Origin of the sequence: Terrabacter sp. LjRoot27, assembly GCF_964254175.1 — a bacterium.
Taxonomy (GTDB): domain Bacteria; phylum Actinomycetota; class Actinomycetes; order Actinomycetales; family Dermatophilaceae; genus Terrabacter.
Window position 1 is genome coordinate 844977 of record NZ_CAXUSS020000001.1, and the last position, 13995, is coordinate 858971.

The 13995-nt window shown below is 71.7% G+C and carries 14 protein-coding genes and 3 tRNA genes; 3 read left to right on the forward strand and 14 right to left on the reverse strand.

Annotated features, from left to right (window positions below; translation table 11 throughout):
- Positions 1–7: 7 nt before the first annotated feature.
- The 10 genes from ACSQ2D_RS03875 to ACSQ2D_RS03920 form a co-directional block, all read right to left on the reverse strand.
- Positions 8–81: transfer RNA gene (locus ACSQ2D_RS03875), tRNA-Asp, on the reverse strand.
- A gap of 32 nt (positions 82–113) precedes the next feature.
- Positions 114–186 (reverse strand) — tRNA-Glu (locus tag ACSQ2D_RS03880).
- A gap of 116 nt (positions 187–302) precedes the next feature.
- Positions 303–1349 carry a PHP domain-containing protein gene (locus ACSQ2D_RS03885; protein ID WP_435984708.1) on the reverse strand — a complete coding sequence of 349 codons (1047 nt, stop codon included), beginning with the start codon at positions 1347–1349 and terminating at the stop codon, positions 303–305.
- Positions 1350–1388: 39 nt separating this feature from the next.
- Entirely contained in the window at positions 1389–2273 is an 885-nt protein-coding gene (locus ACSQ2D_RS03890; RefSeq protein WP_435984709.1) for a hypothetical protein, read from the reverse strand.
- The gene (locus ACSQ2D_RS03895; protein WP_028785343.1) at positions 2270–2773 is read right to left on the reverse strand and encodes a SigE family RNA polymerase sigma factor; all 504 of its coding nucleotides are present in this window, start codon (positions 2771–2773) and stop codon (positions 2270–2272) included. Before ACSQ2D_RS03895 ends, ACSQ2D_RS03890 begins: the two co-directional genes overlap by 4 nt.
- A gap of 171 nt (positions 2774–2944) precedes the next feature.
- A complete protein-coding gene (locus tag ACSQ2D_RS03900; protein ID WP_435984710.1) occupies positions 2945–3493 on the reverse strand; it encodes an NUDIX domain-containing protein in 549 nt (182 codons plus the stop codon).
- A 97-nt stretch (positions 3494–3590) separates the two neighbouring features.
- Positions 3591–4199, reverse strand: coding sequence for a methylated-DNA--[protein]-cysteine S-methyltransferase (locus ACSQ2D_RS03905; protein WP_435984711.1), 609 nt, complete (start codon positions 4197–4199; stop codon positions 3591–3593).
- On the reverse strand, positions 4192–4692 hold the full coding sequence (locus ACSQ2D_RS03910) for an RNA polymerase sigma factor (protein ID WP_435984712.1): 501 nt from the start codon (positions 4690–4692) through the stop codon (positions 4192–4194). The genes ACSQ2D_RS03905 and ACSQ2D_RS03910 overlap by 8 nt, the downstream gene beginning before the upstream one ends.
- Before the next feature lie 137 nt (positions 4693–4829).
- On the reverse strand, positions 4830–5342 hold the full coding sequence (locus tag ACSQ2D_RS03915; protein WP_435984713.1) for a methylated-DNA--[protein]-cysteine S-methyltransferase: 513 nt from the start codon (positions 5340–5342) through the stop codon (positions 4830–4832).
- Positions 5339–6370 (reverse strand): cation diffusion facilitator family transporter, encoded by a 1032-nt coding sequence (locus ACSQ2D_RS03920; protein WP_435984714.1) that lies wholly within the window; start codon positions 6368–6370, stop codon positions 5339–5341. The genes ACSQ2D_RS03915 and ACSQ2D_RS03920 overlap by 4 nt, the downstream gene beginning before the upstream one ends.
- 134 nt (positions 6371–6504) lie before the next feature.
- Between ACSQ2D_RS03920 and ACSQ2D_RS03925 the strand changes: the two genes are divergently transcribed.
- Both ACSQ2D_RS03925 and ACSQ2D_RS03930 read left to right on the forward strand, forming a co-directional pair.
- Entirely contained in the window at positions 6505–6699 is a 195-nt protein-coding gene (locus tag ACSQ2D_RS03925; protein ID WP_435984715.1) for a CsbD family protein, read from the forward strand.
- Between the two features lie 194 nt (positions 6700–6893).
- The gene (locus ACSQ2D_RS03930; protein ID WP_435984716.1) at positions 6894–9299 is read left to right on the forward strand and encodes a phosphoketolase family protein; all 2406 of its coding nucleotides are present in this window, start codon (positions 6894–6896) and stop codon (positions 9297–9299) included.
- A gap of 174 nt (positions 9300–9473) precedes the next feature.
- Here ACSQ2D_RS03930 and ACSQ2D_RS03935 read toward each other — a convergent pair whose 3' ends face one another.
- On the reverse strand, positions 9474–10667 hold the full coding sequence (locus tag ACSQ2D_RS03935; RefSeq protein ID WP_435984717.1) for a thiolase family protein: 1194 nt from the start codon (positions 10665–10667) through the stop codon (positions 9474–9476).
- A 219-nt stretch (positions 10668–10886) separates the two neighbouring features.
- On the opposite strand from ACSQ2D_RS03935, the gene ACSQ2D_RS03940 reads away from it, so the two are divergent.
- Complete coding sequence (locus tag ACSQ2D_RS03940; protein ID WP_435984718.1) at positions 10887–12413, forward strand: CHAD domain-containing protein; 1527 nt, start codon at positions 10887–10889, stop codon at positions 12411–12413.
- A 21-nt stretch (positions 12414–12434) separates the two neighbouring features.
- Here ACSQ2D_RS03940 and ACSQ2D_RS03945 read toward each other — a convergent pair.
- The 3 genes from ACSQ2D_RS03945 to ACSQ2D_RS03955 form a co-directional block, all read right to left on the reverse strand.
- Positions 12435–12510 (reverse strand) — tRNA-Lys (locus ACSQ2D_RS03945).
- Positions 12511–12789: 279 nt separating this feature from the next.
- Entirely contained in the window at positions 12790–13089 is a 300-nt protein-coding gene (locus tag ACSQ2D_RS03950) for a putative quinol monooxygenase (protein WP_435984719.1), read from the reverse strand.
- A gap of 186 nt (positions 13090–13275) precedes the next feature.
- Positions 13276–13956, reverse strand: a complete 681-nt coding sequence (locus ACSQ2D_RS03955) for a hypothetical protein (RefSeq protein ID WP_435987880.1) — start codon at positions 13954–13956, stop codon at positions 13276–13278.
- Positions 13957–13995 lie beyond the last annotated feature (39 nt).

Sequence of the window (13995 nt, forward strand, 5' to 3'; positions counted from 1 at the left end):
TGTCTTGCGACCCCGACCGGGCTCGAACCGGCGACCTCCGCCGTGACAGGGCGGCGCGCTAACCAACTGCGCTACGGGGCCTTACTGGGTGGTGCGTGTCGAACTGTACTGCGTATCCCCAACGGGATTCGAACCCGTGCTGCCGCCGTGAAAGGGCGGAGTCCTAGGCCGCTAGACGATGGGGACCTGCCCGACCTATCCGTTGGGACGTCGAAACTATATGGGAGATTCCAGCACCGTCCAAATCGGCTCCGGATGCCCGTCCGGGACCCCTCCGATCGCCTCCGAAACGGCGCCCAGGATCACCCCTTGGCCCAAGCCCGGACCTCGTCGACGGGCCACGTCGTGACGATGCGCTCGGCGGGGATGCCGAGGCGCTCGGCGCGCTCGCAGCCGAGGGACTTCATGTCGAGCTGGCCCGGCGCGTGGGCGTCGGAGTCGATGGTGAAGAGGCAGCCGAGGTCGCGGGCCAGCTCGATGAGCTCGTCGGGCGGGTCGCACCGCTCGGGCCGCGAGTTGATCTCGACGGCGACGTCGTGCTCGAGGCAGGCGCGGAAGACCTTCTCGGCGTCGAACTGCGACGGCGGGCGCTTGCCGCGGCCGCCCGTCACGAGCTGACCGGTGCAGTGCGCGAGGACGTTGGTGTGCGGGTTGCGCACGGCGGCCACCATGCGTGGTGTCATCTCGAACGACGGCTGGCGCAGCTTCGAGTGGATCGAGGCCGTGACGACGTCGAGCTGGTCGAGCATGTCGTCGTCCTGGTCGAGGGAGCCGTCGAGGTGGATGTCGACCTCGATGCCCCGCAGGAGCGTGAAGGCCTCGCCGAGGCTCGCGTTGATGGCGTCGACGCGCTTCAGCTGGTCGGTGAGGCGGGCCCGGCTCAGGCCGTTGGCGACGGTGAGGCGCGGTGAGTGGTCGGTCAGCGCCATCCACTCCTGCCCGAGCTCGACGGCGGCGAGGACCATCTCCTCGATGGGGCTCCCGCCATCGCTCCAGTTGGAGTGCGCGTGCAGGTCTCCGCGGAGCGCGGCGTAGAGCTCGGCGCCTCCGGTCGTCAGCGGTGCGCCGTGCTTCTCCTCGGCGGAGACGAGGTAGGCCGGCAGGACGCCGCGCACGGCCTGGCCGATGATCGCGGCGCTCGAGTCGCCGATTCCCTTGATTTGCTTGAGGGTTCCGGCCTCGACGCGCTCGTGCAGCTCCTCCTCGGAGATGAGGGTGATGGCCTCGATGGTCTTGCGGAACGCGTTGACCCGGTAGCTGCTCTCGCGGCCGCGCTCGAGCAGGAAGCAGATGCGTCGGAGCGCGTCGAGCGGGCTGATCGGTGCCTGCGGAGGGGTCGGCTGCTCCATGTCGAGCAGCCTAACCGCGGCGGCCGACGACGCGCCCTCCTACTGCTGCAGGGTCGGCAGCGTGCTCCCGTCCGGGAACTTGCCCGGAGCCGTCGGGGTCGACGGGACGACCCTCACGATGTCGCCGTACTGCTGCGCGATGAGACCGGGCGACGAGCCCTCGTCGGCCATGACGACGACCTGGTCGGCGCGGGCGTCCTGGGTCACGGCGATGATCTCGATCCCCTTGGAACGCCAGAGCATTCGCTGGTCGATGATCTCCTTCGCCACCTTCTGCTTCTCGGCCAGGGAATGGCTCATGACGACGAACTCCACATCGGTCGGTGCCGGCATCGCGGCGGCCACGAAGGCCTCGAGGTCGGGGTCGTGCCGGGTGACGACGACGGCCACGCGGGCGCCTGCGGCATCGGCGGCGTACGCCCCCGAGAAGACGTCGGGCCAGCGCGCGGCCACGGTGGGCTCGACGGCGTCGAACGCGTTCGTCTGCAGGGTCGAGAGGGTGCCGAACCAGCGCGTGCTGTCACGGGCGGGCGGCGCCGACGGGACGAGGTCGACGCCCGTCGGGGCCTCGCTGCCACTGAGGGTCGCGGGGCCGCGGGCGCCGTTGTCGGCGCCCGCGCTCCCGGTCGCGTCCTTCATGACCTCGGGGGCCGAGCCCGCGCTCGCACTGCTCGCCGACCCGCCGCCCTGGCTGAGTGCCATCCACGAGCCGCCGACCGCGCCGACCACGACGAGCGCGGCCGCGGCGCCGAGCAGCGTGGAGCGGCGGCGTGAGGTGCGGGCCCGCCCGCGCATCAGGGCGCGCTGGGCGAAGAGGTCGTCCCGGGGTGGTTCGAGGTCGTTCATGGTGGACAGCGCCTTTCGCAGCTGCAGCTCGCCCTCCTCCGGCGCGGTGCCGGGTCCGCTCGTCGTGTCGTCGCTCATGGGAAGGCTCCCGCCCCGGTCAGTGGTGGTTCGGCGAGCCGGTCTCGCAGGGCGGCGAGCCCGCGCGATATCTGGCTCTTGATGGTGCCCTCGGCCACGCCCGTGCACTCGGCGATCTGGGGCACCGTGAGGTCCTCCCAGAAGCGGAGGACGAGGACGGCGCGCTGCTTCTCGGGAAGGTCGCGCAGCAGGTCGGTCAGGGTCATCGCGAGCTCGCGGTCGTGGTCGGTCGTGGCCGGCTCGGGGGCCTCGTCGGTGAGGACCTCGCGGCGCCGTTTGCGCTGGTCGTTGAGGTAGAGGTTCATCATCGTGCGTCTCGTGTAGGCCGTCTCGGCGCCGGTGGCGATGCGCGGCCAGGCGACGTAGACGCGCGCCAGGGCCTCCTGGACGAGCTCGTCGCCGTCGGCCCAGTTGCCGCAGAGCAGGTAGGCGCGTCGGCGCAGCATCGTCTGCCGCTCCTCCACGAAGCTGCGGAACGCCGCCTCGTCCCTGCGTCTCATGTGCTCCCGCCGGTCCCGGTCGTCATCGGTGGTGCCGATCGTCTGGCTGTCAGTGTCGTACACCCACCTAGACACAGGGGCACGGCGAACCGTTGCACTCGGCTCCGATCTCACCCGATGGCGTATGCCGGGTGGCGCGGTCGTCGCGGCGTCGCGGGCTGCCGAGAGGGCTCAGGAGACCCTCCCGAGGGCGACGAGCGCGAGCATGAGCGCGGCGACCGTCTCGCCGTCGGTGATCGTGCCGTCACCGACCAGGTCGATGACCTCTCGGACCGGGACCCGGCGGACGTCCCGGATGCCCTCCTCGGCGCGGGCCGCGCTGTCGTGGACGCCCGGTGCCGGCTCGAGCCCGGTGGCGAGGAAGACGACCTCCGGTGCCCGGCACACGCCGTTGAGGGCGTTCATCGTGCCGACCTGTCGCCAGTCCCGGGCCACGAGGCCGGTCTCCTCGGCGAGCTCTCGCCGGGCGGCCTCGAGAGGGTCCTGGCCGTCGGTGCCGCCGGCAGGGACCTCGACGGAGGTGCCGACGGTGTGCCGGTCGAGGGTCACGAGGACGACCTCGTCGTCGTCGGTCAGGGCCACGACGAACACGGCGGGGCGCTGCATCTCGACGACCCCGAAGATGCCGTCGGTGCCGTCGGGTCGGGTCACGGCGTCCTCACGGACCCGGATCCACGGGTTCTCGTAGACGACCTTCGTCGCTCGCACGGGCCAGCTCACGACGGGTCTCCGAGGCGCATGCCCCCGATCGTCCCACCCCCGCTCGAGTGAGCGCCCCGTCCCACTCGAGTCAGCGCCCGGTCACGGCAGATGGAGGTCAGGCGGCGCGCTCGAGGGCGAGGAGCCGCTCTTTGGCGGGCAGGCCACCGAGGTAGCCGCCGAGCGAGCCGTCCGAGCGGACGACGCGGTGGCACGGCACGACGATCGGCAGCGGGTTCGTCGCGCACGCCGACCCGACCGCGCGGACGGCGCGCGGGCTGCCCGACGCCACGGCGACCTCCCCGTAGCTCTCGGTCGATCCGTAGGGGATCTCGCCGAGGTGCCGGAGCACCGTGAGCCGGAAACCGCGGGCCAGGCGCAGGTCGAGCGGGATGTCGAAGCCCTGTCGCCGGCCGGCGAAGTAGTCGTCGAGCTCTCGGGCCAGCGGGTCGAGACGGTCGCCGCCGCGCAGGATCCGCGAGCCGACGGACGACCCGAGCGACTCGAGGACCCGGTCGTGGCCCTCGGTCTCGAAGGCCACGCGTACGACCCCGCTCTCGGTCGCGGCGAGCAGCAGCGACCCGACGGGCGAGTCCACGAGGCGGTAGGTCACGTCGACGGCGGACTCTGCGGAGGCACGGTCGACGAGGGCTGCATGGAGGGCGGCGAGGCGTGCGTCCTCGCCGGTCAGGGGCTCGGTGAGGAGCTGGGTCGTGTGGTCAGACATGGGTGCTCACCCTTCCGTCGGTGGCGTACGTGGACCGGAGCCGCGCGATCCCGTCGGCCGCCGCGCGGCGTGCTGCCGCGGGTGTGCCGCCGACGATGCGGGCGACCTCGGGGTGGGGCAGCCCCGCCACGTGGTGGTAGGCCACGCAGAGGCGCTGCTTCTCGGGGAGTGCGGCGACGGCCGTCCAGAGGTCCCCGTCGGGCAGGGCCTCCTCCGGCTGGTCGGCGCGTGGAGCGGTGGCGTCGGGCACCACCGCGACCGGGACGGCGTGTCGGGCGCCCGCTCGGGCGACGTCGACGGCCTTGCGGTGCGCGATGGTGACGAGCCACGCCCGGACGTTCGCGTCGTCGGGCAGGTCGGGCCAGGCACGCAGGGCCGAGAGGAAGGTCTCGGACCATGCGTCGTCGGCCTCGGTCGGGCCGAGCACGGCGCGGCAGACGCGCAGCACGACGGCCCCGTGCTCGGTGACGGCCTGCTCGAACGGTCGCTTCATGCCCTGTAGACGCTCCGGCCCGCGGAAGTGTGAGGTCCCAGTGTGGCGGACGGGGCGGGACGCTCACTCGAGTGGGACGGGGCGCTCACTCGAGTGGTGGGTGACGGCGTCGTCGCACGGGCGTCGGGTGACCCCTGTCAGAAGAGGCGACCGGAGTCGGCGGCGGGAGGCTCCTCGAGCGCGAGGAGGAAGCGCTTGCGACCCAGCCCTCCGGCATACCCCACGAGGGAGCCGTCGGCGCCGATGACGCGGTGGCACGGCACGACGACGGCGATGGGGTTGCAGCCGTTGGCCGTGCCGACGGCCTGGGCGAGGTTGCGGTCGCCGAGCGCCCGCGCGAGGTCGCCGTAGCTGCGCGTCTGGCCGTAGGGGATCTCGCGCAGCAGCGCCCACACCTTCTGGTGGAAGACGTCGCCGCGGGGCGCGAGCGGCAGGTCGAACTCGGTCAGGGCGCCGGTGAAGTACGCGGCGAGCTGCACCGCGGCCGCCGCGAAGGGCTCGTCGGACGGGTCACCGGCATCGCCGAGCACCTCGGGGTCGTCAGGACGGTACTTCGCGGCGTCCATGAGCAGGTGCGTGATGGCGCCGTCCTCGGCGACGACGGTCAGCTCGCCGACGGGCGAGGGGAGGACGACGTGCGCGCGGCTCATGCCTGGTCGTCGCCCCGCGGTGTCGACCCGTGCGCGGCGACGATGTCGTCGTGGGTCGGGATGGGGAACTCGGCCGTGTAGTCGCCGTAGGCGCGAGGGTCCTCGGAGGGCTCGAGGTGGCACGTCAGGGCGATCTCGCCGAACCCGCGGTGCACGGCCTCCTCGACCTCCTCGACGAGGTCGTGCCCCTGCTGGACCGTCCACGCCCCGGGCACGAGCACGTGCACCTCGGCGAACCGGTGGTGGCCCGAGACCCGGGTGCGCAGCGCGTGGAAGTGGACCTCGCGCGTGACGAAGCGGGCGAGGATCTCGGCGATCGCACGGTTGTCCTCCTTGGGCATCGAGATGTCCATGAGGCCCTCGGTGGACTCGCGGATGAGCTTCCACCCGGTCCAGACGATGTTGATGCCGACGAGGAAGGCGATGACGGGGTCGAGACGCGCGATCCCGGTGAGGGCGACGAGCACGACGCCGACGACGACCCCGGCGGACGTCCACACGTCGGTCATGAGGTGCTTGCCGTCGGCGGTGAGCGTCAGCGAGCGGTAGCGACGCCCGGCGCGCAGCAGCACGATCGCCACGCCGCCGTTGACGGCCGACGCGACGACCGAGATGGCGAGGCCGAGGCCGACGTTCTCGATGGGCTGCGGGTGCAGGAACCGCTCGACCGCGGTGTACATGATGACGAGGGCGGCGACGAAGATCATCATCCCCTCGACGGCCGCCGAGAAGTACTCGGCCTTGGTGTGGCCGAAGTGGTGGTTCTTGTCGGCCGGCATCGCGGCGACCTTGAGCGCGATGAGCACGGCGATCGCGGCGACGAGGTTGACCACCGACTCGGCCGCGTCGGAGAGAAGGCCCACCGAGCCGGTGATGCGCCACGCGATGACCTTGAGCGTGATGGTGACGACCGCGGCCGCGATGGAGAGGTAGGCGAACCGGCTCAGGTCACGGGTCTGGGGCGCGCGACCGGACGGCGCGGACGCTTCGGGCTGGTCCGACGCGGGACCCGGGTTCGCTGACACCACCCCAGTGTCGCAAAAGGCACCGACGCCCTGTGACGTCCGACGCCCCGGTGGACGTCGTCGTCGCGGTGTGGTGGCGATCGAGGGTGACCGGGTAGGGGGAGTGGTATCCGATCGAAGGCGAAAGGAGCCCTGACATGGGTACCGAAGACAAGGCCAAGAACATGGGTGAAGACCTCAAGGGCAAGGCCAAGGAAGCCGCCGGAAAGGTCACCGACAACGAGCGACTCGAGGCCGAGGGCGAGCGTGACCAGGCCTCGGCAGACCTCAAGCAGCGGGGCGAGCAGCTCAAGGACGCGGGCGACGACGTCAAGGACGCCTTCAACCGCTGACCTTCCGGAGTGGGGTGGGTCGGTCCCGACGGGGACCGGCCCACTGCTCTGTCCGGGTGCGGCGGTCCACCCGAGGGCGTATGCCGTGTGGTCAGGTCCGAGGGCTCCGGGGGCTTCGTCCCCTTGTCAGCAGGGCCCCGGTCGGTGAGGCTCGACGGGACGCACGATCGCCGAACCCTCGAGAGGCCCCCGCCGTGACGACGACCCAGACCCCGACGACCGCCACCGTACCGGCCCCGACCGCCGACGAGATCGCGTCGATGGACGCGTGGTGGCGGGCCGACAACTACCTGACGATCGGGCAGATCTACCTGCAGGACAACCCGCTCCTGCGCCGGCCACTCGTGCCGGACGACGTCAAGCCGCGGCTGCTCGGACACTGGGGCACGAGCCCCGGGCTGTCCTTCGTCTACACCCACATGTCGCGGGTCATCCGGCACACCGGTCAGGAGACGATCTACCTCACCGGTCCCGGTCACGGTGGTCCCGCGCTCGTCGCGGCCGGCTACCTCGAGGGCACGTACTCCGAGATCTACCCGAAGGTGACGTGCGACGAGGACGGCGTGCGCCGTCTCTTCCGCCAGTTCTCGGCGCCCGGTGGCATCCCGAGCCACGTCTCCGTCACGACGCCCGGCTCGATCCACGAGGGAGGCGAGCTCGGCTACGTCCTCGTCCACGCGTTCGGGGCCGTCATGGACAACCCGGACCTGCTCGCGCTCGCCGTCGTCGGTGACGGGGAGGCCGAGACCGGGCCGCTCGAGGGCTCGTGGAAGGGCATCTCGTTCCTCAACCCGCGTCGCGACGGCGCGGTCCTGCCGGTCCTGCACCTCAACGGCTACAAGATCGCCGGCCCCACGGTGCTCGGCCGCAAGGACCCGGCCGAGGTGCGCAGGCTGCTCGAGGGGCACGGCTACGACGTGCTCGAGGTCGAGGGTGACGACGTGCCGGGCATGCACGAGCGCTTCGCGGAGACGCTGGCGACGGCATACGGCCGGATCCGCGCCATCCAGCAGGAGGCGCGGGCCGACGGCTGGACGATGGGGGAGCGGCCGCGGTGGCCGCTCATCGTGCTGCGCACGCCGAAGGGGTGGACCGGCCCGGAGGAGGTCGACGGCATCCCCGTCACCGGCTCGTGGCGCTCGCACCAGGTGCCGCTCTCGGGCGTCAAGGACAACCCGGAGCACCTCGAGGTCCTCGAGACCTGGCTGCGCTCGTACCGGCCCGAGGAGCTCTTCGACGAGTCCGGCAGGCCGACGGACCTGGTGCTGCAGGCGAACCCGGAGGGCGACCTGCGGATGAGCGCCTCCCCGCACGCGAACGGTGGCGTCCTCAGCACCGAGCTCGACATCCCCGACTTCCGCGACTTCGCGCGGGACGTGCCGTCGCCGGCGGCGACCCGGGAGGAGTCGACGCGCGCCCTCGGCGAGCTGATGCGCGAGCTCTACGTGCGCAACCCGACGACCTTCCGGCTCTTCAGCCCCGACGAGACCAACAGCAACAGGGTCGGCGCCGTCTTCGACGTCTCCGACCGGATGACGGCCGAGCTGGTGCTCGAGCAGGACGAGAAGCTCTCGCACGACGGGCGCGTCATGGAGGTGCTCTCGGAGCACTCGTGCCACGGCTGGCTCGAGGGCTACACGCTGACCGGCCGCCACGGCCTCTTCGCGACGTACGAGGCGTTCGCGATGGTGAGCGCGTCGATGACGGTGCAGCACAGCAAGTGGCTGCAGGAGGCCAACAAGCTCGACTGGCGCGCGGACGTGCCGAGTCTCAACATCCTGCTGACGTCCACCGCGTGGCGCAACGACCACAACGGCTTCTCGCACCAGGGTCCCGGGCTCATCCAGACGGTGCTCAACGCGCGCGGCGAGGTGTCGCGGATCTACCTGCCGCCGGACGCGAACTGCCTTCTCTCCGTTGCCGACCACTGCTTCCGGTCGAAGAACTACGTCAACCTCGTCGTCATCGACAAGCAGCCGCAGCCGCAGTGGCTGACGATGGACGAGGCCGTCGCGCACTGTGCGGCCGGCGCCGGGATCTGGGACTGGGCCGGCACCGACGACGGCGACCGCGACCCCGACCTCGTGCTCGCCTGCGCGGGCGACGTCGTGACGATGGAGGTCGTCGCCGCTGCGCAGATCCTCAAGGAGAAGCTGCCCCAGCTGCGCGTCCGCGTCGTCAACGTCGTCGACCTCATGACGCTGCCCCGAGCCCGCAGCCACCCGCACGGCATGGACGACGTGCGGTTCGGCGAGCTCTTCACCGACCACGTCGACGTCGTCTTCGCCTTCCACGGCTACCACGGCGCCATCCACCAGCTCGTCCACGGACGGCCCGACGCCGACCGCTTCCACGTGCGCGGCTTCAGCGAGGAGGGCACGACGACGACACCGTTCGACATGGTCGTGCGCAACGGCGTCGACCGCTACTCCCTCGTCATGGACGCGATCAACAACGCCGGCCGCCAGGTGCGCGGGTCGAGCGAGGTCAAGGCCTGGTGCGAGGCGCAGCTCGCGAAGCACCAGGCCTACATCGTCGAGCACCTCGAGGACATGCCGCAGGTGCGCGACTGGGTCATGACGACCGTCGTCGAGGACTGAGCGCCCGCCACGACGACAGATGGCGTATGCCGCCCACCCGGCTGGGCGGCATACCTGGCCTCGTCAGTCGCGCCGGGGCGCGATGACGACCTCGATGCCGTTGTCGCGGAAGCGTTGCAACGCACCGGGATCGGCGACCTCAGGAGTTCCCTGAGCCGGGTTGATCGAAGGTTCTCAGGTGGTGACGTTCTCGAGGACGACGGCGAGTCCCTGGCCGACGCCGATGCAGATGCAGGCGACGCCCCATCGTCCCCCGGACCTCTGCAGGTCACGCGCGAGCGTGCCGAGGATGCGACCCCCGGACGCGCCGAGGGGGTGGCCGATGGCGATGGCCCCGCCGTGCCGGTTGACGATCTCGGGGTCGATGCCCCACGCGTCCACGCAGGCGACCGACTGTGCGGCGAACGCCTCGTTGAGCTCGACGGCCGACACGTCGGACCACGTGATGCCGGCACGGGCGAGAGCCCGCTCGGCGGCCTCGACCGGCGCGAAGCCGAAGAGCTGCGGGTCGAGCGCGCTAGCACCGCGACCGGCGATGCGCGCTACCGGGTCGAGCCCGAGGCGCTCCCGGGCGCTCGCGCTGCCGAGCAGGACGGCCGACGCGCCGTCGTTGAGCGGCGAGGCGTTGCCGGCGGTGACCGTGCCCCCCTCCGCGCGGAACGAGGTGCGCAGCCCGGCGAGGCGCTCGACCGTCGTGTCGGCGCGGATCGACTCGTCCCGGGCGAGCTCGACACCGGGGACCGGCACGACGAGGTCGTCGTAGAAGCCCTCCGTCCAGGCGGCGTCCGCGAGCCGGTGCGACCGCGCGGCGAACGCGTCCTGCCGCTCACGGGTCACGCCGTGCCGCTCGCGCAGCTGCTCCGTGGCCTCACCGAGCGACACCGTCCACTCCGACGGCATCTTCGGGTTGACGAGCCGCCAGCCGAGCGTCGTCGACGAGAGCTCGAGATTGCCTACGGGATAAGGCTTCTCGGTCTTCGGCATGACCCAGGGAGCGCGCGTCATCGACTCGACGCCGCCGACGAGCACGACGTCGGCGTCGCCCGTCTCGATCTGGCGCGAGGCGATGATCGCCGCGTCGAGGCTCGATCCGCAGAGTCGGTTGACCGTCGTGCCCGGGATGCTCGTCGGGAGTCCAGCGAGCAGGGTCGCCATCCGCGCGACGTTGCGGTTCTCCTCGCCCGCGCCGTTGGCGTTGCCGAAGACGACCTCGTCGACCAGGCCCGCGTCGGCGGCGAGGCCGGGGGAGCGCTCGGCGATGGCGCGCACCACGAGGGCCGCGAGGTCATCGGGGCGGGTCGCCGCGAGGGCACCCCCGAAGCGGCCGAACGGGGTGCGGACGGCGTCGTAGACGAACGCGTCGTTCACGGTGGTGACTTCCTGGTCGGAGCTGACGGCGTACCCAGGCCCGCGCCGGGGCGTTGACTCGACGCAAGCCGGTGGGCCCGTAGGGCTCGCGCCGGCGTCGCGTCGACCAAGACCCGGTCCGGGCCTGCCGTTCTCGTGACGAGGGCCCACCAGCACGCGAGTGTACGTGTCCCGGCCCGAACACCGAGCGCGAGCTCGAACGTGCGCGAGAATCGGGAGATGGGTCGTTCACACCACGATGAGATCGAACGCAAGTACGACGTCGACGGTGCCGTGGTGTTCCCTGATCTCGCGGAGACGGACGGCGTCGGCTCGGTCGGTCAGCCTCAGACGTACGGGCTCGAGGCGGTGTACTTCGACACGCCAGGGCTCGACCTCGCCCGCCGAGGACTGACGCTGCGGCGCCGCACGGGCGGGTATGACGACGGCTGGCACCTCAAGCTCCCGGCCGGCCCGGACACCCGCACCGAGCTGGGCGAACCGCTGGGAGCGACGAGAGAGGTGCCCGAGACCTTCCTCGCGCGGGTGCGCTCCATCGCTCGGGTTCGGCCCCTCGAGCCGGTCGCCACCGTGAGCACTGATCGGCGAGAGTACCCGCTCGTCGACTCCGCCGGTTCGGTCCTCGCCCTCGTCTCGGACGACCGCGTGCGAGCCCGGCACCTCGACGACCCCGAGGGAGAGCTGGTGTGGCGGGAGTGGGAGGTCGAGCTCAAGACAGGGCCACGCTCCCTGCTCGACGCCGTCGGCGAACGGCTGTTGGGCGCCGGGGCCTCGCCGGCGTCCGTGAGCTCCAAGCTGGCGCGCGTGATCGGGGAGCTGCCTGCCGACAGCTCGGCGCCCCGCTCGACGAGCGGTGGAGCCGAGGTCACGGTGGAGCAGGTGCTCAGCGCAGAGCTGGAGAAGCACCTGGCACGGTTGCTGGAACAGGACGCGGGCGTCCGCGCAGATGAGGCCGAGGCCGTCCACCGCATGCGTATCGCCGCCCGACGGCTGCGCTCGACCCTGACGACGTTCCGCCCCATGCTGGACACCTCCGTCACAGATCCCGTGCGCGTCGAGCTCCGCTGGCTGGGCGAGTCGTTCGCGACGGCCCGGGACGCGCAGGTGCTCCGTGAGCACCTGGGCGCCGTCCTCGACTCCGAACCCCCGGAGCTGGTGGTCGGGTCGGTGCGCGCACGCCTCGACGACGAGCTGAGCGCCGAGTTCGAAGCCGGTCGGGTCGTGGCCAAGCAGGCCTTGGACAGTGATCGGTTCATCCGGCTCCTCGATGCCATCGACGCGCTGATCGCCTCTCCGCCGCTCCGGTCGTACGGCCACCGAGCCGCGAAGAAGGCGATGCCGGGCCTGCTGGCCAGGGACGTGAAACGCCTCGCGCGAGCCGTGCGGGCGATCGAGGACTCCGACGACCCCGCCGATCGCGACCACGCGTTCCACGAGGCCCGCAAGAAGGCCAAGCGCCTGCGGTACGCCGCCGAGTCCGCCGCATCGGTGCTGGGACATCGGGCACGGGCCCTCGCCAGAGACACGAAGGAGATCCAGCAGACGCTCGGGATACACCAGGACACGGTCGTCGCGCGCGGACGACTGCGTGAGCTCGGCATGCGAGCTCACCTGGACGGCGAGAACGCCTTCACCGTCGGTCGTCTGCACGCATTGGAGCAGGCACGAGCGGAACGAGCCGAAGCGGAGTTCGCCGTCCTGTGGGCGCGGTTCAGTGCGAAGCACGTGAAGCGCTGGACCAAGTAGTCCTTCGCCTGCGCCGAGCTGTGGTGGGCCCCGTCGGGCTCGAACCGACGACCGGCGGATTAAAAGTCCGATGCTCTACCGACTGAGCTAGAGGCCCGGTGGGTGGGGACACCGACAGGGAGAACGATGGGGACAACGTCCCATTCGGCTCCGCCTGCGCCCCGGCCCGCCGCAAGTATGCCTCACCGGCCGCAGCGGCGGTCGCGGCAGCCCGTGGTCTCGCGTGCCAGACGCCCGAAGACCGGTCGGGCACACCGCGGGGCGCACCCGTCGGCAGCACGCCCCGTCGACCCGCGGACGTGGCGCACCAGGGGCGCCTCGACGGGGTTGCTCGTCTCTCCCTCCAGACGCCGGCTGGAGCGGGCGAGGGTGCGGTTCAGCCCGGGACCTTGTCAGCGAGAATGTCGATCTTCTCGATCTGGGGCTCGGAGAACAGCACGCCCGTGTTCGGTCCGAGCGCCTGGCCCACTCCACCCGCGAGGTGGGCGTCTCGGGCTTCGTCATCGGGGAACACGTCGTACACGCCGAAGGTCGATGGGCCGAACTGGATGGCGAACCAGGCGACGGTGCCCGGCTCCTCCATCACGATCGACCGGGCTCCGCTGAGGAAGTCTGCGAGTTCGGTCTCCTTGCCCGGCAGGGCCTCGAGACGCACGAGGAGGGCTTTGGTCAGCATGGTGGGACTCCTTCGCCTGCGCAATCGCACGGCTGCGGCCGGTCGGCAGCGAGCCGGCAGGACCCCGATGTCGGGGAACAGGACTGCACCCTCGCGCAGACACGGCTTCTTCGCCCGTTTCATGGGCACCCGCCGTTCGGATCGTAACGCCGGGCGGATCAGCAGGACAATCGTCGAGGGGGCGAGTCAGGTGTGGCGGCCGCGCACCCAGTCCTCGAGGGTGCCGTCGACGTGGCCGCGCATGACGAGGGACCAGACGAGGACGGAGGCCGCGAACTCGCCCATGGGTGCCGCGGCGGCCACGTCGTCACGCAGCGCCACGAAACCCGGGCCGTCGGAGGGCCGACGGAAGCGCAGGCGCGGTGACTCGAGCACGACCGCGCGGGCGCTCGCGGGGAGGCTCTCGACGGTGGCCGGCCGGGCTGCGGCCGCGGCACGCCGCGCTCGGACCGCCCTCACCCGGAGCAGGCCGCCGACCGTCACGCCGACGGCGGCGGCGGCCAGGACGACCGCTGCGCCGAGCGCGAGGTCGGACTCGCGGACCGGCCACCGCCAGGCGACGCCGGCGGCCGCCGCGGCGAGCGCGAGCGCCACCGCGAAGGGCCACGCCTGGCGCCACCAGACGGCGTCGCGCTCGAGCCGCTCCTGCTCGTAGAGGCGGGCGGCCCACTCGCGGACGGCGAAGACCGGGAAGCCGGCCGCAGCCGCCTGCACGGGCTCGGCCGGGGACGCCGGGGTGCCCCCGGGCGCGGCCGCGGGCGCCGAGGCGGGCTCGGCCGTCGTCCGGTGCGCGGGTCCGCGTCGCACCGCCCCGGTGCTGTGCGCTTCTCGTTGCTCGCGCATCCGGACCCCTGTCTGCTTTGTCACGTTTCGTGACCTTCAGCGTAACGAGGGATCGGGCCGAAC

Bases quoted from the DNA above. Each gene is read 5' to 3' on its own strand.
- ACSQ2D_RS03885 (WP_435984708.1), bottom strand. From the start codon at position 1,349: ATGGAGCAGCCGACCCCTCCGCAGGCACCGATCAGCCCGCTCGACGCG.
- ACSQ2D_RS03890 (WP_435984709.1), bottom strand. From the start codon at position 2,273: ATGAGCGACGACACGACGAGCGGACCCGGCACCGCGCCGGAGGAGGGC.
- ACSQ2D_RS03895 (WP_028785343.1), bottom strand. From the start codon at position 2,773: ATGAGACGCAGGGACGAGGCGGCGTTCCGCAGCTTCGTGGAGGAGCGG.
- ACSQ2D_RS03905 (WP_435984711.1), bottom strand. From the start codon at position 4,199: ATGTCTGACCACACGACCCAGCTCCTCACCGAGCCCCTGACCGGCGAG.
- ACSQ2D_RS03910 (WP_435984712.1), bottom strand. From the start codon at position 4,692: ATGAAGCGACCGTTCGAGCAGGCCGTCACCGAGCACGGGGCCGTCGTG.
- ACSQ2D_RS03915 (WP_435984713.1), bottom strand. From the start codon at position 5,342: ATGAGCCGCGCGCACGTCGTCCTCCCCTCGCCCGTCGGCGAGCTGACC.
- ACSQ2D_RS03925 (WP_435984715.1), top strand. From the start codon at position 6,505: ATGGGTACCGAAGACAAGGCCAAGAACATGGGTGAAGACCTCAAGGGC.
- ACSQ2D_RS03940 (WP_435984718.1), top strand. From the start codon at position 10,887: ATGGGTCGTTCACACCACGATGAGATCGAACGCAAGTACGACGTCGAC.
- ACSQ2D_RS03950 (WP_435984719.1), bottom strand. From the start codon at position 13,089: ATGCTGACCAAAGCCCTCCTCGTGCGTCTCGAGGCCCTGCCGGGCAAG.